Source organism: Mycobacterium innocens (assembly GCF_900566055.1).
In the GTDB taxonomy this organism is placed as follows: domain Bacteria; phylum Actinomycetota; class Actinomycetes; order Mycobacteriales; family Mycobacteriaceae; genus Mycobacterium; species Mycobacterium innocens.
On record NZ_UPHQ01000038.1, the window covers coordinates 1 to 24,991 of the forward strand.

General features: G+C 67.5%; 21 protein-coding genes, 1 pseudogene and 1 riboswitch. Of the genes and pseudogenes, 12 read left to right on the top strand and 10 right to left on the bottom strand.

Features of this window, described 5'->3' with window-relative positions; genetic code table 11:
• A partial coding sequence (locus EET03_RS04775; RefSeq protein WP_122508734.1) for an SDR family oxidoreductase occupies window positions 1–1,126 on the bottom strand: 1,126 nt, incomplete at its 3' end.
• Window positions 1,127–1,167: 41 nt separating this feature from the next.
• Window positions 1,168–1,893 carry a histidine phosphatase family protein gene (locus tag EET03_RS04780; protein WP_075541153.1) on the bottom strand — a complete coding sequence of 242 codons (726 nt, stop codon included), beginning with the start codon at window positions 1,891–1,893 and terminating at the stop codon, window positions 1,168–1,170.
• A 93-nt stretch (window positions 1,894–1,986) separates the two neighbouring features.
• Here EET03_RS04780 and EET03_RS04785 point away from each other — a divergent pair, with 93 nt between their 5' ends.
• The 3 genes from EET03_RS04785 (at window position 1,987) to EET03_RS04795 (ending at window position 6,100) form a co-directional block, all read left to right on the top strand.
• Window positions 1,987–2,865, top strand: a complete 879-nt coding sequence (locus EET03_RS04785) for a MaoC family dehydratase (protein ID WP_075541154.1) — start codon at window positions 1,987–1,989, stop codon at window positions 2,863–2,865.
• Window positions 2,866–3,205: 340 nt separating this feature from the next.
• Window positions 3,206–3,386, top strand: a riboswitch (cobalamin riboswitch).
• Between the two features lie 313 nt (window positions 3,387–3,699).
• A complete protein-coding gene (locus EET03_RS04790; protein ID WP_075541155.1) occupies window positions 3,700–5,400 on the top strand; it encodes a PPE family protein in 1,701 nt (566 codons plus the stop codon).
• Window positions 5,401–5,575: 175 nt separating this feature from the next.
• Complete coding sequence (locus tag EET03_RS04795; RefSeq protein WP_075541156.1) at window positions 5,576–6,100, top strand: bifunctional adenosylcobinamide kinase/adenosylcobinamide-phosphate guanylyltransferase; 525 nt, start codon at window positions 5,576–5,578, stop codon at window positions 6,098–6,100.
• A 266-nt stretch (window positions 6,101–6,366) separates the two neighbouring features.
• On the opposite strand, the gene EET03_RS04800 is transcribed toward EET03_RS04795, so the two are convergent.
• The 4 genes and pseudogenes from EET03_RS04800 to EET03_RS04815 all read right to left on the bottom strand — a co-directional run bounded on the left by EET03_RS04800 (window position 6,367) and on the right by EET03_RS04815 (window position 11,235).
• Entirely contained in the window at window positions 6,367–7,767 is a 1,401-nt protein-coding gene (locus EET03_RS04800) for an APC family permease (RefSeq protein ID WP_279637613.1), read from the bottom strand.
• Between the two features lie 183 nt (window positions 7,768–7,950).
• Window positions 7,951–8,579, bottom strand: a pseudogene (locus EET03_RS04805) (PE family protein); the annotation flags it as partial.
• A gap of 101 nt (window positions 8,580–8,680) precedes the next feature.
• Complete coding sequence (gene otsB / locus EET03_RS04810) at window positions 8,681–9,844, bottom strand: trehalose-phosphatase (protein WP_075541177.1); 1,164 nt, start codon at window positions 9,842–9,844, stop codon at window positions 8,681–8,683.
• A gap of 41 nt (window positions 9,845–9,885) precedes the next feature.
• Window positions 9,886–11,235 carry a wax ester/triacylglycerol synthase domain-containing protein gene (locus tag EET03_RS04815; RefSeq protein WP_082274443.1) on the bottom strand — a complete coding sequence of 450 codons (1,350 nt, stop codon included), beginning with the start codon at window positions 11,233–11,235 and terminating at the stop codon, window positions 9,886–9,888.
• 178 nt (window positions 11,236–11,413) lie between these two features.
• Between EET03_RS04815 and EET03_RS04820 the strand changes: the two genes are divergently transcribed.
• Together EET03_RS04820 and EET03_RS04825 are read left to right on the top strand one after the other, a co-directional pair.
• Window positions 11,414–14,704: an error-prone DNA polymerase gene (locus tag EET03_RS04820; RefSeq protein ID WP_075541159.1), complete on the top strand. Its 3,291-nt coding sequence runs from the start codon at window positions 11,414–11,416 to the stop codon at window positions 14,702–14,704.
• 112 nt (window positions 14,705–14,816) lie between these two features.
• Window positions 14,817–15,461, top strand: a complete 645-nt coding sequence (locus tag EET03_RS04825) for a nitroreductase family protein (protein WP_075541160.1) — start codon at window positions 14,817–14,819, stop codon at window positions 15,459–15,461.
• Here EET03_RS04825 and EET03_RS04830 read toward each other — a convergent pair whose 3' ends face one another.
• Window positions 15,462–15,689, bottom strand: coding sequence for a PE domain-containing protein (locus EET03_RS04830; protein ID WP_075541161.1), 228 nt, complete (start codon window positions 15,687–15,689; stop codon window positions 15,462–15,464).
• A 139-nt stretch (window positions 15,690–15,828) separates the two neighbouring features.
• Complete coding sequence (locus EET03_RS04835; protein ID WP_075541179.1) at window positions 15,829–16,293, bottom strand: tRNA (cytidine(34)-2'-O)-methyltransferase; 465 nt, start codon at window positions 16,291–16,293, stop codon at window positions 15,829–15,831.
• 392 nt (window positions 16,294–16,685) lie between these two features.
• Here EET03_RS04835 and EET03_RS32305 point away from each other — a divergent pair, with 392 nt between their 5' ends.
• A complete protein-coding gene (locus tag EET03_RS32305; protein WP_279637612.1) occupies window positions 16,686–16,814 on the top strand; it encodes a hypothetical protein in 129 nt (42 codons plus the stop codon).
• 15 nt (window positions 16,815–16,829) lie between these two features.
• Window positions 16,830–17,063, top strand: coding sequence for a helix-turn-helix domain-containing protein (locus EET03_RS04840; RefSeq protein WP_244232241.1), 234 nt, complete (start codon window positions 16,830–16,832; stop codon window positions 17,061–17,063).
• A gap of 38 nt (window positions 17,064–17,101) precedes the next feature.
• Here the strand turns inward: EET03_RS04840 and EET03_RS04845 are convergent, their stop codons facing one another.
• Window positions 17,102–17,770, bottom strand: a complete 669-nt coding sequence (locus EET03_RS04845; RefSeq protein WP_075541162.1) for a GAF and ANTAR domain-containing protein — start codon at window positions 17,768–17,770, stop codon at window positions 17,102–17,104.
• A 527-nt stretch (window positions 17,771–18,297) separates the two neighbouring features.
• On the opposite strand from EET03_RS04845, the gene EET03_RS04850 reads away from it, so the two are divergent.
• The 5 genes from EET03_RS04850 to EET03_RS04870 are packed head-to-tail and all read left to right on the top strand — an operon-like array spanning window position 18,298 to window position 22,918.
• Window positions 18,298–21,006, top strand: a complete 2,709-nt coding sequence (locus EET03_RS04850; RefSeq protein WP_099193983.1) for a sensor histidine kinase — start codon at window positions 18,298–18,300, stop codon at window positions 21,004–21,006.
• On the top strand, window positions 21,003–21,434 hold the full coding sequence (locus EET03_RS04855; RefSeq protein ID WP_099193984.1) for a serine protease inhibitor: 432 nt from the start codon (window positions 21,003–21,005) through the stop codon (window positions 21,432–21,434). Before EET03_RS04850 ends, EET03_RS04855 begins: the two co-directional genes overlap by 4 nt.
• Entirely contained in the window at window positions 21,410–21,793 is a 384-nt protein-coding gene (locus tag EET03_RS04860; protein WP_075541164.1) for a DUF742 domain-containing protein, read from the top strand. Before EET03_RS04855 ends, EET03_RS04860 begins: the two co-directional genes overlap by 25 nt.
• Window positions 21,774–22,367: a GTP-binding protein gene (locus EET03_RS04865; RefSeq protein ID WP_075541165.1), complete on the top strand. Its 594-nt coding sequence runs from the start codon at window positions 21,774–21,776 to the stop codon at window positions 22,365–22,367. Before EET03_RS04860 ends, EET03_RS04865 begins: the two co-directional genes overlap by 20 nt.
• 5 nt (window positions 22,368–22,372) lie before the next feature.
• Window positions 22,373–22,918: a pentapeptide repeat-containing protein gene (locus tag EET03_RS04870; RefSeq protein WP_099193985.1), complete on the top strand. Its 546-nt coding sequence runs from the start codon at window positions 22,373–22,375 to the stop codon at window positions 22,916–22,918.
• Window positions 22,919–22,922: 4 nt separating this feature from the next.
• Here EET03_RS04870 and EET03_RS04875 read toward each other — a convergent pair.
• Window positions 22,923–24,991, bottom strand: a 2,069-nt coding sequence (locus EET03_RS04875) for an ATP-binding cassette domain-containing protein (RefSeq protein WP_208648996.1), incomplete at its 5' end; no start/stop codon positions are given.

The following is a 24,991-nucleotide window of genomic DNA, read 5'->3' on the forward strand; positions in this document are numbered from 1 at the left end:
CCGCGACGATCCACGAGGACCGCTGCATGGCCGGCAGGTCATCATCACCGGCGCCTCCAGCGGGATCGGGATCGAGGTGTTCGGCCCAGTACCGCCACAGCCGAGGTGCATACGCCGCGAACTCGGGAACTTCGATCCCGGTGCCGTGCAACGCTTTCCGGGTTTCGTCGGAGACGAAGGTGGGCTTGAGGTCGACCAGGTCGAAGATTTCGGCGGGGATGCCGAGCTGGGCGGCGGCCATGTTGCGCAGCACCCTGGCCCGCCCGCGCACCTTCAGCACCGGGGCGGCCACCGAGCGGGGCAATGACCCGCGCAGCGGCGGCAGCCCGGCCGCCGGGGCCACACCCCGGTAAATGCCGCGCAAGCCAATGGTTTTCGGCGCGGTGAGGTGGAACGTCTGCCCGTCGCGACCGTCGGCGTGCATGAGCGCCACCAGCGCGTCGACGACATAGTCGACCGGGACGATGTTGGTGCGTCCGGTGTCGGGCAACAGGATCGGGGTCAGCGTGGGCAGTACCGCCAACTTGGCCAGCACCCCGAAGAAGTAGTACGGCCCGTCGACCTTGTCCATCTCGCCGGTGCGCGAATCGCCCACCACCACCGCCGGGCGGTAGATGCGGTAGCGCAGTCCGGGCGCCGAGCGCACCAGCTGCTCGGCTTCGAATTTCGTTCGGTGATACGGCGTGGGCAGCTGTTGGCCGACGTCGAAGTCGTCCTCGGTGTACTCGCCGGCGAAGTCGCCGGCCACCGCGATCGACGACATGTGGTGGCAGGTGGCGTCCAGCCGTCGGGCCAATTCGATGATGGCCCGGGTGCCCGCCACGTTGGTGGCGCGCTGCTCGGCCTCGCCCGCGGTGATGTCGGTGCTGCGGCTGATCGCCGCGCCATGCACGATATGGTCCACCCGGCCCAGCTCGTCGAGCGTCTCATCGCTCAGCGCGAGCTCCGGAAGCTCGCCGACCAGCGGCTTGGCTCGCTCACCCCACTCGGCCGCCAGGCGTTCGAAACGTCCCAGCGACTGACGGCGGACCAGCACCCACACCTGCGCGGCGGGCCGGGTATCGAGCAGACGAGAGACGACACGGCGACCAAAAAACCCGGTACCGCCGGTAACGACATATCGCATGCAGCCCATCGTGGCGGCTGGCGGCCGCACCCGTCAACCGGTCAGGTGAAGTTGCGGATGCCGTCCCAGTCCACCAGCTTCCAGCCGTCGATCGGGTTGCCGGTGACCACGACCCGACCGATGTTGGGCAGCGGATGATTGTTCAACAGGTTGAGCTTGGGGTTCTTCACGTTCATCAGCGTCCACACCATGATCGCAGTGCCCTGGGAGAACACCACCGGCTTGTTGTGGCCGCTGTCATAGATCTTGCGAATGGCACTGCTGAACCGGCTGTTGAATTCGTTGCCGGTGATCGAGCCGGGGATGCCGTTCTCCGCGTCGCCGTTGATCCAATCCACCGGCGCCAGCAGATAAGTCGAGCTGGCCCTTGATTCGGGTTCGCCGTTGTACCAGCCGGCGTTGATGGACTGCAGCTCGGTAATGATCTCGACCTGCTTACCCAGTTCGCTTGCCAACGGTGCGGCGGTCTGCTGGGCTTCGGCCATCGGCGAGGAGTAGATGCTGTCGAATTCGTTGTGCGCGACTTGATGGGCGAGCTGCTGGGCTTGCCCCTTGCCGTCGGCGGTGAGCCCGGTGCCGGGCACCTCGGTGTTAATCACTCCGTCGGCGTTGGCCTGCGATTGGGCGTTGCGGATGAAGGTCACGGTGATGTTGCGGGCCTGCGTGCCTCCGCCGCCGCAGGCGCCGACGATCATGACCGAGGCGAGCACAGCTAGGACGTTGGAGGTTTTCCAGGTCATCTTCCAGATCATGGTGCGCTTGGCCATGGCGATAGCCTGCCCTGCCGATGCCGTCGCTGGGAAGGGTTTGCGATGGTTGAGTGCAGAAAAGCTTCGATTTGGAATCGAGAGGAGACTCGCATGGCCATTGACCCCGGCGCCGTCGGTGCGGTGACCGAGCCGATGTTGTTCGAATGGACCGACCGGGAAACGTTGCTCTACGCGCTAGGAGTGGGTGCCGGGACCGAGGACCTGTCGTTCACGACGGAGAACAGCCACGGCATCGCCCAGCAGGTGCTGCCGACCTACGCGGTGATCTGCTGTCCGGCCTTCGGGGCGGCGGGTAAGGTGGGAAAGTTCAACTGGGCCAAGCTGTTACACGGCTCGCAGACCGTACGGCTGCATGCGCCGCTGCCGCCGGCCGGAAAGTTGTCGGTGGTCTCCGAAGTCGCCGACATCCAGGACAAGGGCGAAGGCAAGAACGCCATCATCATGTTGCGCGGCCGCGGTAGCGACCCGGACAGCGGCGCGCTGGTCGCCGAAACACTGACCACCCTGGTGATCCGCGGCGAGGGCGGCTTCGGGGGGGAGCCGGGTCAGCGGCCGGCCGCCCCGGAATTCCCCGACCGCGAGCCCGACGCCCGGGTCGCCCTGCCCACGCGTGAGGATCAAGCGCTGATCTATCGGCTCTCCGGCGACCGCAACCCGTTACACAGCGACCCGTGGTTCGCCCGGGAGATGGCCGGCTTTCCCAAGCCAATCCTGCACGGGCTGTGCACCTACGGCGTGTCCGGACGCGCGCTGGTCGCCGAACTCGGCGGCGGCGTGGCCGCCAACATCACGTCGATCGCGGCGCGGTTCACCTCGCCGGTGTTCCCCGGCGAGACGCTGACCACGCTGATCTGGCGCACCGAGCCGGGCAAGGCGGTGTATCGAACCGAGGCGTCCGGGCTGGCCGGCTCCGACGGCTCCGAGGCGCGGGTGGTGCTCGACGACGGCGCGGTGGAGTACGTGGCTTAGCCGGCCCTGGTGTTGATAGGCGAAAGTGCCTGTCCCGCAGCTCTTGATCGCCGTACTTGCCGCTGGCCATCCGCTCACACTCATCCACTACGACGCCGACTTTGAGCTCGCTGCCGAAGTACTCGCGTTCGAGCATCGGTGGGTGGTACATCGAGGCGGCGTCGCCCTGATGCCGTGACATCAGGCGGGGAAACGCCCCGGGCTGGACCACGTTTGGTGGATAGGCAACGGCGCAGCCGGCGAATGTCGGTGGATCCCGGCGGCATGGGACTTGTGGGGTAATGACAGGCCGGTTACCGCTTACCGGCAAGCACAGGTAACGAGATGGGATGGCGACGGTGCTGCCGGGGTGCGATGATGTTGCGCGTAAGGCGATGACGAATGCAGGAAGCCGGTGCGAAACCGGCGCGGTCCCGCCACTGTAATCGGGGAGTGACCCTCATCGGCCACGGCAACAGGCTGGAAGGCGAGGCGAGCGGCGATCCGAGAGCCAGGAGACTCGCGTCATCGTGCCCGGCGAACCTGGGGCGGTGTACCCCGGAGAGAGCGAACCGTCATGACGCATCCGAATTTCCGGTCGCCTGGCTTCCGCCATCCTCGTCCCAACGCTGATCGGGTGCCGGCGGTGCACTGCGCACGCCGGTTTAGCACCGCCGATCACGGTGTCGGTCGCCGGCGCCGTCGGCGTCTCGCGCCCGCAAGCATGACGTCGCGGCAGGTAGGGGCGTCGAAGTGCCGGCGGCGCGGCGTCCTCACCGTTGGTGAGGCGGACCGCGGCACTGCTGTGCGCTTGCTGATCAGCCGGTCGGTGCATGCACTCGCGGGCGGCTGGTGATGAGCGCCCCCATCTGGTTGGCTGCACCGCCGGAGGTGCATTCGGCGCTGCTCAGCAGTGGCCCCGGCCCGGGTCCGTTGCTGGCGTCGGCGGCAACATGGGATTCGTTGAGCGCTGCCTACGCCGAGACGGCAGACGAGCTGGCCGCGGTAGTGGCCGGGGTGCAGGCGGACAGCTGGGGAGGCCCGAGCGCCGAAGAATATGTGGCCGCCCATGTCCCTTATCTTGCTTGGCTGACGCAGGCCAGCGCCGACAGCGCCGCAATGGCCACTCACCAACAATCCGCGGCTACCGCATACACCGCCGCAGTGGCTGCGATGCCAACGTTGGCTGAGCTGGCCGCCAACCATGCCGCGCACGCGGTATTGACGGCGACAAATTTCTTTGGCATCAACACAATCTCGATCGCGCTCAACGAGGCCGACTATGTACGGATGTGGGTACAGGCCGCCGCCGTAATGGGCACCTATCACGCGGTCTCCACTGCGGCTGTTGTCGCCGCACCGCAGGCCGCGCCGGCGCCGCCGATCATGAAAGCCGACGCGGAGCTGGTCAGGGCCGCTGAGGCAGGGATATCAAGTGCGGACCCGCTGCACCAGTTCGAGCAATGGCTGTGGCAGCTGTATACCACCTTCTACAACAATGTCATTCAACCGTTTGTCGATTGGCTGGCGAACCTGCCGTTCTTCCAAACGATGTTTGCGGGGATCGACCCTTACCTGGTCATCCTCGGCAACCCGCTTACCTATCTGAGCCCGTTGAACATCGCGTTCGCACTTGGCTACCCGATGGATATCGGCACGTATGTGGCACTGTTGTCACAAACCTTCACGTTTATCGGGGCAGATCTCGCCGCGGCCTTCGCGACAGGTAACCCTGTGACGATCGGTTTCACCATTTTGTTCACCGGTGTCGAAGCCATCGGCACGGTCATCACCGACACGATTGCGCTGCTTAAGACGCTGTTGGAGCAGACTGCGGTGCTGCTCACGGTTGTGGTGCCGCTGCTGACTGCTCCATTGGTACCTCTGGCTGCCGGTGCTGTGCTGGCACCGATCGGTGTCAAAGGGCTAGCGGCACTGGCTGCCGTGCCGCCGCCGCCACCCGTCACACCAGCCACGCCGCCCTTTGCGGCCCTCAGCACGAGCGCCCCGACCTCTACCACGGCCCCGGTTCAGGCGCCCGTGGAGGTGACCGTCCAGGCGCCCACGCCCGGACCACCGCCGCCGGCTCCCGCGGCGCCACCGGTGAGCGATGCGGCGCTCGGCGTGGGGATGGACAACTTCGGGTACCTGGTGGGTGGCCTGAGCGCGGATGCCAAGAGGTCCACAAGCGCCAGTTCCCGAAAGAAGGCACCAGAACCCGACAGCGCCGAGGCCCCGGCGGTCGCGGCCACACCTCAGGAAAAACCTCGACCGCAGTGGCGTCGACGGGTGAAAGCCAAACGGCTCGGCCGCGGTTATGAATACCTGGATTTGGGTCCGGACGCCGACGACCCGAGCGAGCTGACGATCTCGGCCTCACCAGACCAGGGAGCAGCGGCCCTGGGGTTCGCCGGAACCACGCAACTGGCCGGTTCCAAACCAGCCGCAGGATTGATCACGCTATCCAACGAAACATTCCCGAGCAGCCCAGGCGCGCCAATGTTGCCAGGCACGTGGGGCGCCGACTCGGCGCTGCCCCACGACTCACCTTCGTAGCGAACGATAATCTCTCGTCGCGACGGGGCAGCGTGGCCGCCGTCGTTGCGAGGCTCCCGAAGACCGCGAAAAGGTGCAGCCATCGACGGTCGCAGAGCACGCGGGTCCACCAGCACACCAGCCGCCCCGGCGGCCAGCATCGGTTGCGCGCGAACGAGGTGCTTACGATGACGCGATGCGGATACTGGTCACCGGTGGCGTCCGCTCGGGAAAGTCCACGCACGCCGAAGCGTTATTGGCCAATGCCGTAGAGGCTGTCTACATCGCTCCGGGCCGTCGCGCCGATGGCCGCGACCCGGACTGGGATTCCCGGGTCGCACTACACCGCGCTCGTCGCCCACCGACCTGGCTGACGATCGAAACCGCGGACGTCGCAACGGCTTTGTCCAACATCCGGTGTCCCGTCCTGGTGGACTGCCTGGGCACTTGGCTAACAGCTCTCATGGATCGTGAGGCGTTGTGGAACACTACGACCGCCGAGGCCTACGCTGCGGTCGAGGAACGACTGGACGAGTTGTGCGCGGCACTGACCGAACTGGCCGATGCGGTCGTGGTGACGAATGAGGTCGGCTTAGGTGTGGTACCCGCCCATCGTTCGGGGATGATATTCCGCGATCTGCTGGGCACGATCAACCAACGGGTGGCAAACGTTTGCGACGAGGTGCACTTGCTGATCGCGGGTCGTGTCCTCAAGCTGTGAATCATTACCAGGAGCTGCTGGCAAGCGGTGAGGTCGAGCCCGCGACGCTCGATTTCGTCGATCTACCCGAGCCGGTAGAACTGTCGAGTGCCGTGGCGGGTGCGCGATTTGCCCCGCTCTCAACGAGAAACCAAGGTGCGCAACTACTTTATTGCTGACAGGCGGGAATAGCGAACACCCCAACCGCGTGGCGGCTGATGTGGCTGATGGGAAAGTCGCAGTCGCGTCCTACGCCTTGGGGCGCTGGATCAGCGCCGTCCCGGCACCTAGCGATCGCAGGTTCGGTAGTAGTGCAGATAGGCGATCGCCGGCACTACCAAGAACGTGATCACCATCAACGCGATCGAGAAATAGTTGGCGCCACCCTGCGGTGTGGCGAAGATGGTCCGGTAGTCGAAGGACACCGCCAACGCCACCGAGACGGTAACGGCAGCTATCGGTAACACTTTGTCGGTCAACGGGTTTCGCTTCACCATCGCCTGGTTGCCGGCGGTGTCCCGAGCCAGGGCGACCAGAGCGACCGGGACGATGATGAACTGGATGAACCGTGCGATCACCGCAAGCCCGATCAGGTTCACGTTGTCAAATCGAAGTGCCAGTGGGAAAGCCAAGGCCAACGATGCCGTGATCGCGAACGCGATCATCGGGACGCCGAATCGGTTCTGCCTCGATAATCGGGCCGGCAGGATCCGGGTGTCCGACAGCGCTGTCCATACCCGCGGCGCACCGAAGGAGGCGGCTACGTTGATGCCGAACATCGAGACCAAGGCGCCGAGAACGACGGTCGTGCGCAACGGACCGTCGTCGATGGCCGCCGCCAATCGCACCGTGGCGTCGGATTCGACAACCTTGTCCGATCCCAGCAGCATCGCCACCGCGACAGCTAGCACGTACACGGCGCCGACACCGAGGATCGCGACCGGTATGGCTTTCGGCAGCGTCCGCTCCGGCTCGTGCATCTCTTCGGCGGCGTTGGCGATCGATTCGAAACCGGTAAATGCATACAACGCCGCGATGGTGGCAAGGATCAATCCCGAGACGGCACCGTGCGCAAGCTGAATCCCGCCGAACAGCGCATAGGGGGCCGGTTGGTAAACGCCTGACGCACTTGCCGTTCCGTAATGGCTCGGGTGACGTGTGACCAGGAGCCACAGGCCGCCGACGACAAAGACGGACAGCGCCGAAACCTTGCCTATCGTCGAGGCTCCGTTTGCCCATTTGATCGCCCGGGTGCCGAAAATATTGATGACCAACAGCACGACGATGAACCCGAGGAACGTCAACGTCTTCACGCTCAGCAGCTCGCTGTCGTCGGCCCAATTCTTCTCTGGGAAAGTCACTTTCAACAATGTCGAGACGAACAGCGACGCCAGCACGCCCCACGCGATGGATACGACGATCGCATGGGTCACACCGACATAGATGCCGATTTTCTGCCCGAAAGCGGCCGTCGTATAGGCATATGATGCGCCGTTGGTTTTGACGTATCTGGCAGCACTGGCAAAGACCAGTGCCATGATGCCCGCGAAAAGACCCGCGAGGATGTAGGCGACGGGCGCCCATGGTCCCGCGAGCTTGATCACCGTACCGGGGGTCAGAAAGATGCCGGCTCCGATTATCGAGTTGATCCCGAGCATCACAACGCTCCGGAAGCCAAGTTTGCCGATCGCGGGTCCTCCTCATGACATCCGTTGCACGCAGTGTTAGCACTCAGTTGTTAGCACCGGACGTGCGACGGTGCCATAGATTGACGCGGGGCGCACTTATTGCCTATTGGGGCGGCGGTGGCCGCCGGCCGATGCGGGCGCCGCCGGCCGATGCGGTCAAGTTATTAATTTAAGGCCGCTGGCGGCGTTGCCGCCGTTGCCGCCTGCCCCGGCAGTACCGCCCAGCCACCCGGCATTCCCGCCGGCGCCGCCGGCTCCGCCGCTGCCGCCGGGCGTGACGGCGTCACCCTTCGCACCGGCAGCGCCCATTCCGCCGTCGCCGCCTGAGCCCCACAACCCGGCGCTGTCGCCGGCGCCGCCAGCCCCACCGCTACCGCCCACGGCGGTGGCCGCACCGCCGTTGCCGTACAACAGCCCACCGGCCCCGCCGTTGGGGCTGGTCGCCGTGCCGTCGGCGCCATTTCCGATCAGCGGGCGCCCCAGCAGGAACTGAGTGGGCCCATTGATGGCGTCCAGCAGGGTCTGCTCAACATTGGCTGCCTCGGCGCTGGCGTACTGGCTGCCACCAAAGGCCAGTGCCTGCACAAAGCGCTCGTGAAACGCCCTCGCCTGCGTGTAGGCCTGCCGGTATGCGAGGGCGTGCCGGCCGAAAAGCGCTGCGACCGCCGTCGATATCTCGTCGGCCGCGGCCGCTTGCACCTGCACCGTCGGGCCGATGCCGCGACGGTCGCGGCTTCGATCGACGACCTGATTCCGGCCAAGTCTGTTGCCGCCGTGGCGATGATCTCCGGCGTTGCGAACACATACGACATGGCGTCCTCCGATCGACCGGTGTGAGCCTAACGCCGATCCCCCAGGGCGCGTGCTGGTTTCCGTGGCTCGGCTGGAACTGCCGGATACCAAGTGCTGCCAGTTAATTCATGCGAGCGTCAGTAAGCTGACGGGCCAACCACGCGGTGAACTCGGCGACCCGCGCCGGACTGTCCAGTGCGAACAGCGCCGCCGTGGCCCGGTCACCATCTTCGGTGTGCCGCACCACGATCGGTACGCCGTCGGGCCGGACGGCGTCGAACGCATCCTCGTCGGTGATGTCGTCACCCAGGTAGATCGGCAGCAGGGGGGCCGCCAGGGGAGCACGGCCTGAACGCAGGTGGTCGATCACCCAGCGCAGCGTTTTTCCCTTGTCCCAGTCGATATCCGGGCGCAACTCGATCACCTCGCGGCCGGTCGTCACCCGAAGCGCATCGCGTTGGCCGGCGGTGCGCACCGCCGCGGCGACGTCGCCGACGTGGTCGCGTGCCGCGTTGCGGTAATGCACGGCTACGCCAAACCTCTTGTGTTCCACCACAACACCGGGAATCGACCCGAGTCGCTCGCGCAGCTGGGCGGCCGCCTGCTCCAGCACCGGTATGGCCGCCGCGGCCGCCTCGTTCTGGTGGTGTGTTCCGTCGGGTGCGGTCAGCTCGAAACCATGGCTACCGGCATACCAGATCCCGGGGACGCCCAGCCGCGCTGTCACGTCGGCGAGGTCGCGGCCGCTGAGCACCGCGACGGGGCACTGCGCGGCCAGCTGGATGAGCGCCTCGGCCGCACCGGCGACGGGCCGGGCCGCGTCGGGATCGTTGACGATGTCGGACAGGGTGCCGTCGAAGTCGAAGAACACCGCGTGCCGGTGGGCGGTGAGGCCAGGTGCCTGCAGAGCGTCCGGAAGTTCGGACATGCGGCGGTCGCCGGTGCGTACCCGCACATCCCCCAGATCGGCGACGACGGCGTCGGCGCCGCAGCGACGCAGCGCGTCACCGTGTCCGTTCCGGTCGACCGCGATCACCAGCGCGAAGCCGCTCTCGCGCGCCGCCGTGGCGCCGGCAGGGTCGACGACGACGACGGCGCACCTGCCCGGCCGAACCGCCAACCGATCGGCCGCGTCGCCAAGGGCGTTTCGGCAATCACCGCTGGACGAGAAAACCCCGGTACCGACGCGGGCTTCGCGTAGCTGCCCGATCAGCGGCTCGGCGCCATCAGCTGACGAGTCGAATAGGACCGCATCGTGGCGGCGCGGGTCTATGGTGACCGACATCATCCCACCTTCTCACGGTGGTCAATGCCGACGGATCGGGCTCAGCGGCGCACCGGGGACGCGGACATGCGGCCGCGTGCACCGCCGGTCGGGGTGCCGGCCGCACGCCTGCGGCGATCCCTGGAGAACAGCAGAACGGAGTCTTGGCTGAGTGCCACCAGACGTGCCATCCCCAGCTCGATACCGGCGGCAAGTCGCGCCATGTCGGGCTCGGCGTCGTAGTCGGCGATGATGCCGAATACCAGCTCGCCGCCGTAGCTCAGCACCGCGACCCCGGTGCTCAACTCCTGGGCGGTCGGTGGGATCGGCAGCAGCCGGTCCAACGTTTGACTCATCAGCCGTAGCCGGTGGCGCGGCCCGGTCATGTCGGTTGCCAGGGTCACCACACTGCGCGGCGAGAGCCGGGTCAACGCTTGAATCGCCTTGGCGCACAGTGAAAAAGGCGGGTATTGCGAAAGTCCTGCGGGGTTGTCGCGGCCGCTCTGCCGGCCCAGGTGCAATTGGGCGTGTACTGTGCGCAGTCGCTCGATCAGGTCTTCCTGCTCGACGGGCAGATACGGCAGTTGGGTTGCGATCTGCCGGTCGGTCTTGTCGAGAACCCGCAATGAGGCCGGACGCGGTTGGTTGCCGCGGTTCAGTAGCAGGGTCCGAACGCCCTCACTGATGGCCGTGAGCGCGACGTCGTCGGCGCTGACCCCGAACTTGCGGCACACCCTGTCGACGTCGGCGAGCGGAACTCGCATTGTGTGATAACGCCGCATGGTGACCAGCGGTCCGGTCAACGACGTGCGCGCCACCGGCCAGGTCACAGCGCGGGCGGCCGCCTGGAACAGCGTTGTGGTGACGGCGGCGGCAGTTCGCCACAGCGTATCGGCCCGGCTGCGGGCGCCGGTGTGCGGTGCCGGAAGCGGTGTCACGGCACCGCGATTGGCGAAGGTGTCGCTGTCGGCATCGTCGCAGAGGCCGGTGAGGAGCTGCGCGGCCGAGATGCCGTCCGCCATGCACGGATGGATTTTGAGCAGGATCGCCCAGCGATTGTCGTCGAGGCCTTCGATGACCCAGCATTCCCACAGCGGGCGGTCCATGTCGAGGGGACGGGTCAAGGCATGAGCGATCGCTCGGAACAATTCAGTGTCGTCGCCCGGGCTGGGGAGCGCCATCCGTCGCATGTGCTGGGCCGGATCGAATTGCGGATGTTCGACCCACTCGGCCCGGAGCACCTGCGCGTATCTTGGCACTGATCGAAGCCGTTGGGCCAGAACGTCTTTGAGTAGATCGAAGTCAGGCGCGACGCCGTTGACGACCGCCACCGCACCGGTCGCCAGGCTCGGGTGCCACTGCGAATCCCCAGCCTCGAGCCGGTCGGTGTCCAATGTGGTCAGTTGTGCCATGCCGGGTTCCCCACCGCCTGTTTGTGAATCCGTCCAGTATCCGTCGCGAGCGCCCGGGTGCGATAGGCCTGCCAGGTTAATAACGCGTTTTTCGAGTTAACGAAGGGTTTAACAGTGGCGATCGAGCACCGGCAGGATGGCCCTCGACAATCGAACAGATGTTCGATAAGATGCCGGCATGGGCTGGGGTAACGGGCCGCCGAGCTGGGCGGAAATGGAGCGGGTGCTGGACGGCAAGCCGCGCCATGCCGGTGCGCCGGTTGCGGCCGAGCCAGCCGACGATGCCGGCTTGGAGGGCCCTTGGTCGCGTCAGCGCGGGGCGTACCAGCCGCCAGAGAATGCTCGGGTCCGTTCGTCGGTCGCGTATGCCGAGCTGCATGCGCATTCGGCGTACAGCTTCCTCGACGGGGCCAGTACGCCGGAGGAACTGGTCGAAGAAGCCGCCCGGCTGGATCTGCGCGCACTGGCGCTCACCGACCACAACGGCCTGTACGGGGCGGTTCGCTTCGCCGAAGCGGCTGCCGAACTCGATATGCCTACCGTGTTCGGCGCCGAGCTGTCGCTGGGATCGGAGGCCCGCACCGAGCAGCCGGACCCGCCCGGTCCGCACCTGCTGGCCTTGGCCCGCGGCCCCGAGGGTTACCGGCGGCTGTCCCGGCAACTGGCCGCAGCCCATCTGGCCGGCGGTGAGAAAGGTAAGCCGCGCTACGACTTCGACGCGTTGACCGAGGCCGCGGGCGGGCACTGGCAGATCCTGACGGGATGCCGGAAAGGTCATGTGCGCCAAGCGCTTTACCACGGCGGCCCGGACGCGGCGCAGCGGGCGCTGGCCGATCTGGTGGACCGGTTCGGTGCGTACCGGGTCAGCATCGAATTGACCCACCATGGTCACCCGCTCGACGACGAACGCAACGCGACACTGGCCGGGCTGGCGCCACGCTTCGGCATCGGCGTCGTCGCCACCACCGGAGCGCACTTCGCCCACCCGTCACGCAGCCGGCTGGCCATGGCGATGGGTGCGATCCGCGCCCGGCAGTCTCTGGATTCCGCCGCCGGGTGGCTTGCGCCGCTGGGTGGCTCGCATCTGCGGTCCGGCGACGAGATGGCTCGGATGTTCGCTTGGCGACCCGAGGCGGTGACCGCCGCCGCCGAGCTGGGCGAGCAGTGCGCGTTCGAGTTGGCGCTCATCGCGCCGCAGCTGCCGCCGTTCGACGTACCCGACGGGTACACCGAGGACAGCTGGCTGCGGCAGTTGGTCATGGCGGGCGCCCGCCACCGCTACGGACCGCCCGACGGTGCGCCACGGGCTTACGCTCAAATCGAGCATGAGCTGAAAGTCATTGCCCAGCTGAGGTTTCCGGGCTACTTCCTGGTGGTGCACGACATCACCCAGTTTTGCCGGAACAACAACATTCTGTGTCAGGGCAGGGGATCGGCGGCCAACTCCGCGGTCTGTTATGCCCTCGGCGTCACGGCTGTCGACCCGGTGGCCAACGAGTTGTTGTTCGAGCGCTTCTTATCGCCGGCCCGCGACGGCCCACCCGACATCGACATCGACATCGAGTCGGATCAGCGGGAAAAGGTCATCCAGTACGTCTACGACAAATACGGCCGCGACTACGCCGCCCAGGTCGCCAATGTCATCACCTACCGGGGACGCAGTGCGGTGCGCGACATGGCCCGCGCGCTGGGCTTCTCGCAGGGCCAGCAGGATGCGTGGAGCAAGCAGATCAGCCACTGGAACGGGCAGGCCGCTGAGGTGGACGGCATCCCTGAGCAGGTGGTCGACCTGGCCACCCAGATCCGGAATCTGCCGCGGCATATGGGCGTTCATTCCGGCGGCATGGTGATCTGCGATCGTCCGATCGCCGACGTGTGCCCGGTGGAGTGGGCGCGCATGGAAAACCGCAGCGTCCTGCAATGGGACAAAGACGACTGTGCGGCAATCGGTTTGGTGAAGTTCGACCTGCTCGGGCTGGGCATGCTCTCGGCACTGCACTACGCCATAGACCTGGTGGCCGAACACAAGAGCCTTGAGGTGGACCTGGCCAAGCTGGACCTCTCCGAACCGGCGGTGTACGAAATGCTGGCCCGCGCCGATTCCGTCGGTGTGTTCCAGGTGGAGTCGCGTGCGCAGATGGCCACTTTGCCCAGGCTGCGGCCGCGGGTGTTCTACGACCTGGTGGTCGAGGTCGCGCTGATCCGTCCCGGACCCATCCAGGGAGGGTCGGTGCACCCCTACATCCGGCGGCGCAACGGCATCGACCCGGTCGTCTACGAACATCCGTCGATGGCGCCGGCATTGCGGAAGACATTGGGGGTGCCGCTTTTTCAAGAGCAGTTGATGCAGCTGGCGGTCGACTGCGCCGGCTTCACCGCCGCCGAGGCCGACCAGTTGCGCCGTGCCATGGGGTCCAAGCGCTCCACCGAACGCATGCAGCGGCTGCGCGGGCGGTTCCACGACGGCATGCGTGCGCTGCACGGCGCCCCCGACGAGGTGATCGACCGGATCTACGAAAAGCTGGAGGCGTTCGCCAATTTCGGCTTCCCGGAAAGCCACGCGCTGAGCTTCGCGTCGCTGGTGTTCTACTCGTCGTGGTTCAAGCTGCACCACCCGGCGGCGTTCTGCGCGGCGCTGCTGCGCGCCCAGCCGATGGGTTTCTATTCACCCCAGTCGCTGGTGGCCGACGCGCGCCGGCACGGTGTGGTGGTACACGGTCCCGACGTCAACGCCAGCCTGGCGCACGCGACTTTGGAAGATGCGGGTATGAAGGTCCGCCTTGGGCTGGGCGCCGTCCGCCATGTCGGTGACGACCTCGCCGAGAAGCTGGTCAACGAGCGAAAAGCCAACGGCCCCTTCGCCTCGCTGCTGGACCTGACATCCCGGGTGCAGCTTTCCGTACCGCAAACCGAAGCGCTGGCGACGGCCGGGGCGCTGGGCTGCTTCGGGATGTCGCGGCGGGAGGCGCTGTGGGCCGCCGGCGCCGCCGCCACTCAGCGGCCGGACCGGCTGCCCGGCGTGGGGTCGTCGTCGCACATCCCGGCGTTGCCGGGAATGAGCGATCTGGAGCTGGCCGCCGCCGACGTGTGGGCCACCGGCATCTCCCCGGACAGCTATCCCACGCAGTTCCTGCGGGCCGACCTGGACGCGATGGGGGTGCTCCCCGCCGACGCGCTGGGATCGGTGCCCGACGGCGACCGGGTGCTGATCGCCGGTGCGGTGACCCATCGGCAGCGGCCCGGGACGGCCCAAGGGGTGACCTTCATCAACCTCGAAGACGAGACCGGGATGGTCAACGTGCTCTGCACACCGGGGGTGTGGGCACGGCACCGCAAGCTGGCGAACACGGCGCCGGCGCTGCTGATCCGCGGCCAGGTCCAAAATGCCAGCGGCGCAATCACCGTCGTGGCCGAGCGGCTGGGCCGCATCAGCCTGGCGGTGGGCTCGAGGTCCCGCGACTTCCGCTGAACCCTCGCGCCGACAGTGAAATCGGCGGCGCGACACGCCGAGATTGCGTCGGGCAGTTCACTTTCGGCCCGCAACGGGGAGTCCTACATGGGGACACCGGTAGCCTCCCCATATGGCCCTGAATCTGACCGTCGACGAAGTCCTGACGACCACCCGCTCGGTCCGCAAACGTCTCGACTTCGACCAGCCGGTACCCCGCGACGTGCTGATGGAATGCCTCGAACTGGCGCTGCAGGCGCCCACCGGTTCCAATTCCCAGGGCTGGCAGTGGGTGTTCGTCGAAGACGCCGCCACCAAGAAAGCGATCGCCGACGTCTACCTGGCCAATGCCCGGGCATACCTCAGCGCACCCGCACCCGAGTACCCCGAGGGCGACACCCGCGGTGAGCGGATGGGCAAGGTCAGAAATTCCGCGACCTATCTCGCCGAGCACATGCACGAAGCGCCGGTGCTGATGATCCCGTGCATCCAGGGCCGGGAAGACCAGACGCCGCTGGGCGGCGTGTCGTTCTGGGCCTCGCTGTTCCCGGCCGTGTGGAGCTTCTGCCTGGCGCTGCGTTCCCGCGGACTCGGTTCCTGCTGGACGACGTTGCACCTGCTGGGCGACGGTGAGCAGCAGGTGGCCGACGTGCTCGGCATTCCCTACGACCAGTACAGCCAGGGTGGGCTGTTTCCGATCGCCTACACCAAAGGCACCGACTTCCGGCCGGCCAAGCGGCTGCCCGCCGAAAGTCTGACGCACTGGAACAGCTGGTAATTAGCCTGGGTTGCCGTTGCTGCCGGGGCCGCCGTTGAAGGTGTCGCCGCCGAGGCCGTCGCTGCCGGAAAAGCCGGTTTGCCCGGTGCCGTGGCCGCCAGCGGCTCCGTTGCCGGGGGTGGTGGCAACCGCCGCCGACGAATTCGCGCTACTGAGGGCCGCGCCGAAGCCGGCAACTTTCGTCGCTGCCGCACTGACCGCTTGGGGGACCGCCACCAGGTAAGACATCGCTGTCCTTTCGGGCTACCACCGTGAAATCCGCGATCCCCCCGTAACGCATGGCGGCCCTGGCCGGGTGAGCCGGCGTTCGCATCGAACCACAGCCGATTCACAGCCGACGGGCATCTGACTCCCAGGAGACCGGACCCTAGAGTGCTCCGGAATAGTCGTGCTGCCGCCAGGCCTCATACACGGCCACCGCCGCGGCGTTGGACAGGTTCAGCGAACGCCGGCCCGCCAGCATGGGAATGCGCACCTGTTCGGTGATGTGCGCGTCGGCCAGGGTCGTCGCATCCAGCCCGGTGGGTTCCGGGCCGAACATCAGCACGTCCCCTGCGCGGTAGCTGACGTGGGAAAACGGTGTCGTGGCCTGGGCGGTGAACGCGAACACCCGCGCCGGCAACAGCGCGTCCCACGCTGCCGTCAGCGACGCATGGACGGTGACCGACGCCAGGTCGTGGTAGTCCAGACCGGCCCGCCGCAGCTTGGGCTCGGACAGGTCGAAACCCAGCGGTTCCACCAGATGCAGTTCGCAACCGGTTGCGGCGGCGGTGCGGATGGCGTTTCCGGTATTGGGCGCAATACGCGGGGAAACAAACATCAGCTTGAACACCACGCCATCCTTATCTTTGAGCGGACGCGTCGCGCCACATCGGACGAAGCGCACCCAGGTGACCAACGCCGGTACGGTTGAGTAAGGCGCCGCGTGGACCGGATCAGCGGCCCGCGCCACATCGGGAATGTCAGCTGACGGGGTTTGACCCGACGTTGCCGGATCGCGTGGCAGCCAACGCCCCGGAGAGGCCCACGAGCCGGTTCGCTTGACCGGCCATCGACCGGCCATCGACCGGTCTCGGTTGCGGCCGGCAACAGGCTCAGCGCCTTGATCGACTATCTGCGGGACCACATTCTGGCTGATCCGAGCGCCGCCTCGGCGCCGCTGGCGATCGACACCGCGGCGGCGCACCTGGCCGTCGCCACCCTCAAGGCTTCCCCCACACCGCATTGCTCGATCCCACTCCGACCGACCGGCGTGATTCGGCCCAGCCGGTGCCGCTGCGCCGGGCCATGGCCTTCATCGACGAAAACGCTCACCAAGACATCGCCTTGGCCGACATCGCCGCCCACGTCTAGGCCGACCCCGCGTAGGTGACCCCGCGCGCGCTGCAGTACATGTTCCGCCAGCGCCTGGACTGCGCGCCGATGCAGTATCTTCGCCGAGTCCGGCTGGACCGGGCTCACCGCGAGCTGCTGAATTCCTCCCGGGCGAGCGCCACGGTCAAGCAGATCGCCAATCGATGGGGCTTTACCCACATCGGCAGGTTCGCCATTTACTACCGACAGACCTACGGCCGCTCGCCCCACGCGACCTTGCGGGGTTGACGACGAGCGGTCAGCCGGCCCGGCGTCGGGTTGCCGCGCTACCGGTGCTTGAGCTCGATCAGCTTCTCGGCGATCTCGACGATCTTGGTGTTGGATTCCTGCGACAGCCGGCGCAGCAATTCGAAGGCGGCGACTGCGTTGATGTCGAACCGTTCCATGAGGATGCCCTTGGCCTGGCCGATCAGGTCGCGGCTGGCCAACGCGCTGCGGAATTGCTGTTGACGGCGGATCAGGTTCCAGACCACGGTGGTGTGTGCGGCAAAGACCAGTCCCAGCTCGACGGATTCGTCGTCGAACGCCCGGGTGGACTCCGCGTAGAAGTTCAGCGCGGCCAGTGCCTTGTCGTTGCCGAAGACCCGGAACGACATGATCGAGCGCACCGGGGTGCGGTCCAGCGCGGTGATGCGATAGCGCGGCCAGCGGCCATCGGTCGCCAGGTCGTCGATGCGGATGGTGTGCTGCTCCCAGGCCGCCGACAGACACGGGCCCTCGCGGACATCGTGCTGGACGTCGTCGAGCACGGCCGGGTAGCGGTGCGTGGCAGCCAACGTCTTGATGGTCCCGGAGGTGTCGACGACGGTGTCGCCGAGGTACTGAGCGCCGGGGACCGAAGCCACCGTGATCGCGTTGATGTCGCGCAGCGCCGATTCGAAATCCGTTTCGCCCCGGCGTTGCAACTCGTCGACCTCGCTGAGCACCGTGTACATGTGTTGTCGCTCAGGCGACAACGCCGCCTCGGGCCGTCTCGAGCCGTCGCCGGGCCGCGAGTCGCCGCCCTTGCCGCAGCGCATGATCCTCACCCCCTCCCCACCGGCACCCGTGCAGCCCCCCATGCAGGACTATCCATCCGCCGACCAGGCCGACAAACGCCGCCGACGTGCTCAACGCTACGCGTGGTACCTCGCGTGCATGCTAATCCGTTGTAACACAACACAATTCGCGAGACAGGCGAAAAACTGCTTCGTATGCCGGACAACCGCCGACACGCCGTCTTCGCATTTCGGACTATTGGCGGCGCCCGGTGTGTTGCGGCGGACGTTATCTGCTCAGTAACAATTGTGGAGGCCTCGGCCTTGTTCACAGCGGAGCCTGTCATACTCGTCGGATTGCCAGGCGTTTGCGTTGGCTCTCAGCTGCCGGGGCGGACGGAACAAGGCAGGAAGTTTTGATGAGTCTCTGGTCTCTGCGAACGCGACGCATCAGGGGTGCGGCCCGGTTGCCCGGCCGCAATAACGTGACCATGTTCGCCCGCCCGACCACCCCGGTCGCGGCGGTTCCACCCGAGGTGCCCGGCGCCCAACCGCGGGCCGCGAGGCACCGCCCCGCGGCCTGGTCGCTGAGCAACTGGCCGGTTGGATGGAAAGTCGTCGCGATCGCCGTGGTACCGCTGCTGCTGGCGACGGCGTTCGGGGTGTTGCGGGTCGACGCCGCGATGGCCAATTCCGGCAATCTGCGGCTGGCCGCCGCCCGCGCCAACGTGATCCCGGCGATCACCAAGTACATGTCGGCCCTGGACGTGGCATTGCTGGCGAGTTCCACCGGACGCGACGTCGAGGGAGCCAAGAAGAACTTCACGGCCCGCAAGTACGAGCTGCAGACCCGCCTGGCCGACACCGACGTGATCCCTGACGTCCGGTCCGGGGTGAACAACCTGCTGAACGGCGGCCAGGCGTTGCTGGACAAGGTGCTGGAGAACAGCATCGGCCTGCGGGACCGGATCACCACCTATGCGCCGCTGCTGTTGACGGCCGAGGATGCGATCAACGCGTCCGTGCGGGTCGACAGTGAGCAGATCCGGGCCCAGGTTCAGGGTCTGAGCCGCGCCGTCGGAGCCCGCGGGCAAATGACGATGCAGGAGATCCTGGTGACCCGCGGCGCCGATCTTCCCGAGCCGCAACTGCGCACCTCGATGATCACGTTGGCCGGTACCGAACCGTCGACGCTGTTCGGGATGAGCGAAGTGCTCGGCGTCGGCTCGCCGGACGCCAAGAACCTGCAGCAGCAGCTGCTCACCCGGATGGCGATCCTGTCCGATCCGGCCAGCGAGCTCGTCGACAATCCCGAACTGCTGCGTTCGATCAAGGTCACCGACGGGATCGCCGAACAGGTCATCAAGGACGCCGCCGCGTCGGTGACGAACTCGGTCCGGGCGCAGGCCACCGCGCGGCGCGACGCCGCCATCCGCGACGCCGTGCTGGTGCTGGCCGCCATCGCGATCGCACTGGTCATCGTGTTGCTCGTGGCGCGAGCGCTGGTCCGGCCGCTGCGGGTACTGCGCGACGGCGCGCTGAAAGTCGCCCACACCGACCTCGAGGGCGAAATCGCCCGGGTGCGAGCCGGCGCCGAGCCGGAGCCGGAGCCGCTGGCCGTCTACAGCACCGAGGAAATCGGCCAGGTCGCCCATGCGGTCGACGAGCTGCACACCCAGGCCCTGCTGCTGGCCGGCGATGAGGCGCGGCTGCGGCTGCTGGTCAACGACATGTTCGAAACCATGTCGCGGCGCAGCCGTTCCCTGGTCGACCAGCAGCTGTCGCTGATCGACCGGCTCGAGCGCAACGAGCAGGACCCCGACCGGCTCGACAGCCTGTTCCGGCTGGATCACCTGGCCGCGCGGCTGCGCCGCAGCAGCGCCAACCTGCTGGTTCTGGCGGGTGCGGAGATTTCCCGGGAGCGGCGCGAGCCGGTTCCGTTGCCGACGGTGGTCAGCGCCGCCGTCTCGGAAGTCGAGGATTATCGCCGCGTCGCCGTCGGCGGCGTGGCCGACTGCACGGTGATCGGCGCGGCCGCCGGCAGCGTCATCCACCTGCTCGCCGAGCTGATCGACAACGCGCTGAGCTATTCGCCGCCCACCACGACGGTTCGGGTGTCGGCGGTGCGCGGCAGCGCGGGTGGGGTGCTGCTGCGCATCGCCGACTGCGGCCTGGGCATGACCGACTCCGATCGGCGCATCGCCAACATGCGGCTGCAGTCCGGCGGCGAGGTGACCCCCGACAATGCGCGCCACATGGGTCTTTTCGTGGTCGGCCGGCTGGCGGCCCGCCATGGCATCCGGGTGGGGTTGCGCGGCCCGTCGACCGGTGAAGCCGGTAATGGCACCACCGCCGAGGTCTACCTGCCCGTTGCCGTGCTGGCCGGCGAATCGGCGGCGGGCCCGGCCGGTGCGCCCGCGCCCACGCCGCGGCCGTTCGTCATCAAGCCGCCCACCCCCGAACCGGCACCGGACCCGGCAGCCGCGACGTCGTCGTACCAAAACGGTGCCGATAAGCCGGTGCCGCCGGTGACCTTGCTGGCGCGCCGCAACCCGGGCTCCAGCGGCATCACCGACATTCCCGCCCAGCCCGCCGGGCAGCAGCCACCGGCCCGGCGCGAACTGAAAACGCCCTGGTGGGAGACCCGGCACGACGCCCGGCGCGACGCCCAACGCGACGCCCAGCGGACCCCGGCTCAGACACCGCCCCCGAAGCAGGCCACTGCGTCGGATACCTCCGCGTTTTTCGCACAGCGCTCCACTGCCGCCGGTGCGCGGCCCGCCGATCCGCCGCCCAAGCCGTCGGTTCCAGCCGGCCCCGTTGATGACGACGTGATCTACCAGCGGATGCTGTCGGAAATGCTGGGTGACCCGAGCGAGCTGGCCGCAAGCCCCGATCTGGATTGGCGGTCGGTGTGGGACCGCGGCTGGTCGGCCGCGGCCCAGGCCCAGGACCAGCCGGTGGAATCGCGCACCGACCACGGCCTGCCGGTGCGCACCCCCGGCGCCCGGCTGGTCCCCGGCGCCGCCGAACCCGAGCCCGGCGGCGGACCGCATCCCGACCGGCAACCGCCGGCTCCGGCCGCGGTGCGTGACCCCGATGCGGTTCGAACCTCCATCGGCAGCCACTTCGGTGGCGTGCACACCGGCCGGGCGCACGCCCGCACGACCAGTCAGGAAGCCGATCAGCAATGAACACCCGTTCGTTGGACAGCCCGCTGGACTGGCTGGTGTCGAAGTTCGCCCGCGAGGTGCCCGGCGTCGCGCATGCCCTGCTGGTGTCCGTCGACGGTCTACCGCTGGCCGCCAGCGAGTATCTACCCCGGGAACGCGCCGACCAGCTGGCGGCCGTCGCTTCCGGCCTGGCCAGCCTGGCCACCGGGGCCGCCCAGCTGTTCGAGGGTGGTCAGGTGTTGCAGTCGGTGGTCGAGATGCAGAACGGCTTTCTGCTGCTGATGCGGGTTGGCGACGGCTCGCACCTGGCGACGTTGGCGGTCTCCGGATGCGACATCGGGCAGATCGGCTACGAGATGGCCATCCTGGTCGAGCGGGTCGGCAGCGTCGTGCAGTCCTCCCGCCGTGCCCAACCCGAGCCGCAATGGACAGACGCGAGCCGCCGCTAGCCCGGCCGGGCGCTAACCTGGTCCGCCCGTACACCCTGACGGCCGGACGCACCGGCACCGACATCGACTTGCCACTGGAAGCTGCGGTGCATGCGCTGCCGGCGGGTTCGGCTCACCGGTGGCCGCCGCACGATATGCGAGGCAAGATCATCCGGTTATGCGCCGACAGCCCGTCGAGCCCGTCGGTGGCCGAAATCGCTGCCCGGCTGGATTTGCCGGTCGGCGTCGCGCGCGTCCTGGTGGGTGATCTGGTCAGCTCCGACTACCTTCGGGTGCATCGGACGATGACCGACCGCTCGACCAGCGATGAGCGCCGCGAACTCATAGGAAGGACGCTGCGTGGCCTCCAAGCACTCTGAGGTGCACCCGGGGCGGGGTACCGCGGCCCATGCCTCCACGAAGATCGTGATCGCGGGCGGCTTCGGCGCCGGCAAGACCACGTTCGTCGGCGCGGTGTCGGAGATCATGCCGTTGCGCACCGAAGCGATGGTCACCGATGCCTCGGTGGGCGTCGACATGCTCGAAGCCACCCCGGAGAAGCAGACCACCACGGTGGCGATGGACTTCGGCCGCATCACTTTGGCCGAGGATCTGGTGCTCTACCTGTTCGGCACCCCGGGCCAGCGCCGATTCTGGTTCATGTGGGACGACCTGGTGCGCGGCGCCATCGGCGCGATCATCCTGGTCGACTGCCGCCGCCTGGAGGACTGCTTCGCCGCGGTCGACTTCTTCGAGCACCGCAACCTGCCGTTCCTGGTCGCGGTCAACGAATTCGACGGCGCGCCACGGTATCCGGCCGCCGAGGTGCGCCAGGCGCTGACGCTGCCCGTGCACATCCCGGTGATCAGCATCGACGCCCGCAGCCGCAGGTCTGCCACCGACGCGCTGATCGCGGTCAGCCAATACGCCCTGGCCGGCCTGACGGGCAGCTGACCGCGTTGCAGTGGGTGGACTGCGAATTCGACGGCCGGGATTTCCGGGACGAAGACCTCAGCCGGTTGTGCACCGAACGTGTGGTGTTCAGCGGATGCGACTTCAGCGGCGTCAACCTGGCCGAGTCGCAGCACCGCGGATCGGCGTTTCGCAACTGCACTTTTGAGCGAACAGCGCTGTGGCACAGCACTTTCCAGCAATGCAGCCTGCTGGGCTCGGTGTTCGTGGGTTGCCGGCTGCGGCCGCTGACGTTCGACGAGGTCGATTTCACCCTCGCGGTGCTGGCGGGTAACGACCTGCGCGGCGCCGACCTGAGCGGTTGCCGGCTGCGCGAGAGCAGCCTGGTGGAGGCCGACCTGCGCAAGGCCGTGCTGCGCGGGGCCGACCTGCGGGGCGCGCGCACCACCGGCGCCCGGTTGGACGGCGCCGACCTGCGCGGGGCCACCGTGGACCCGTCGCTGTGGACAACGGCGTCGCTGACGGGAGCGCGCATCGACGTTCCGCAAGCTCTGGCGTTTGCGCTGGCACACGGTTTGCGGCTGGACGCTTGAGGTCTCAGCGTTTGAGCCTGATGCGCCATAGCACGAAGCCGGCATAGACCGTCGACAACAGGCCCAGCATCGCCATGTCGAGCAGCCAGGCTCCGGTGGTGTGATGCCAGTGGCTGTCCTTCGGGCTGAACGGGCTTGGTTGCACGGTGTTGAGGTCGATCGTCGAGGCCGAAGCCGCGAAGCCCCACCGCGCCGGGGTCAGCCAGGACAGCTGGTCGAGCACCACGCGGTTGGTGACCGGAATGATGCCGCTGGAGAACACCAGCTGCGCCATGATCGCCACCACCAGCAGCGGCAGGATCTGGTCGCTGGAGCGAGCCAGCGCGGACATGCCCATGCCGACGATTGCCGAGGCGAAGCAGGTGGCGGCGACGGCGACGAACAGCTCGAGCGTCGGATTGCCCAGCAGCACGGCTCCCCGGGTCGGTGCGCCCTTGCCGATCACCGCGATGCTGGTCACGATCGCCGCCTGGGCGGTCGCGAACATGGAGAACACCGCGATCTTGGCCAGCAGGTATGCCTGTGTGGACAAGCCGAAGGCTTGCTCGCGGTGGAAGATGGGCCGCTCGCCGACCAAGTCGCGGATGGTCAGTGCGGTGCCCATGAACACGGCCCCGACGCACAGCAGGACCAGTATCTGCGCCGGCTCGGCGGGTGTCTTGCCGTTCGGGTCGGCCGCGCCGAAGCCGCTGTGGCCCGGGACGGTCAAGGTGAGCAGTCCCAGCATGAACGGCAGTGCGGCCAGAAACACCGTGTACCACCGATCGGAGACCACCAGCCGGACCTGCCGGCGCGCGACCGTCGAGAACTGGCGCCACACGTCGACGTGCACCGGCTCGCCCAGGTCCCCCGGCTCGGCCCGGGCCGAGAGCTTCGGCTCGGACCCGCGCTGCGCCAGGAACCGGCGCTTCGCCTCGTCGGGATCGGCGCCCACCTTGATGAAGATGTGGGCCCAGTTGCTGGTGCCCATCACCGAGCCCACCTGGTCGGGCGGTCCGAAGTAGGCCGTCTTGCCGCCGGGCGCCAGCAACAGCAACTGGTCGCACAGGTCGAGGTAGGACACCGAGTGGGTGACCACCACCACCGTCCGGCCGGCATCGGCGAGCTTGCGCAGCATCATCATCACCTGGGAATCCAGCGCCGGGTCCAGGCCGGTGGTCGGCTCGTCGAGAACCAGCAGCGACGGCCCGGTGAGCAGCTCCAGCGCCACCGACGCGCGTTTGCGTTGCCCTCCGGACAACTTGTCCACCCGGGTATCGCCGTGCTCGGTCAGCTCGAGCTCCTCGAGTACCTGGGCGACGACCTTGGCCCGGTCGGCGCTGCTGGTGTCCGGTGGCAGGCGCAGTTCGGCGGCATACCCCAGCGCCTGGTTCACCGTCAGCTGCCGGTGCACCACGTCGTCTTGCGGAACCATCCCGATCCTGCTGCGCAGGGTCGCGTATTCAGCGTGGATGTCGTGTCCCTCGAAGGTGATCGAGCCGGAGCTGGGGCGGGTGTAGCCGGCGATGAGCCGGGCCAGTGTGGTCTTGCCCGCTCCCGATCCGCCGATGATGGCGGTCAGGGTGCCCGGGCGGGCGGTCAGCGAGATGTTGTCGAGCAGCTGCTTGCCGTCGATCTCGAACTGCACCCGGTTGACCTCCAGGCCGCCGGCTGGAGTCCCGGCAGCTGCCTGGCGGGTCAGCGTGCCGGCGCAGAACACCATGTCGACATTGCCGATGGTGACCACGTCGCCTTCGCTGAGCACCGCCGACCCGATCCGCACCCCGTTGACGTACGTTCCGTTGACGCTGCGGGCGTCGCGGATTTCGGTGCCGAGCGCCGTCTGGACCAGGAAGGCATGCCGTCGCGACGCCAAGACGTCGGGGACGACGATGTCGTTGTCCTGCGCTCGGCCAATGGTCACTGCACCAGCCAGCCGGCGGTTTCGGCCGGACTCGGGCCACAGGGAACGGATCACCTTCGTCGCCAGGTTCGACGGGTCGCGCGGCAGAGCGGGCGGGTGACTGGGCGGGCGCGGCGGCGCCGCGTCCGGCGCTAGGTACGGCCCCAGGTGGGTGGGTGGCGGGTAGGGCC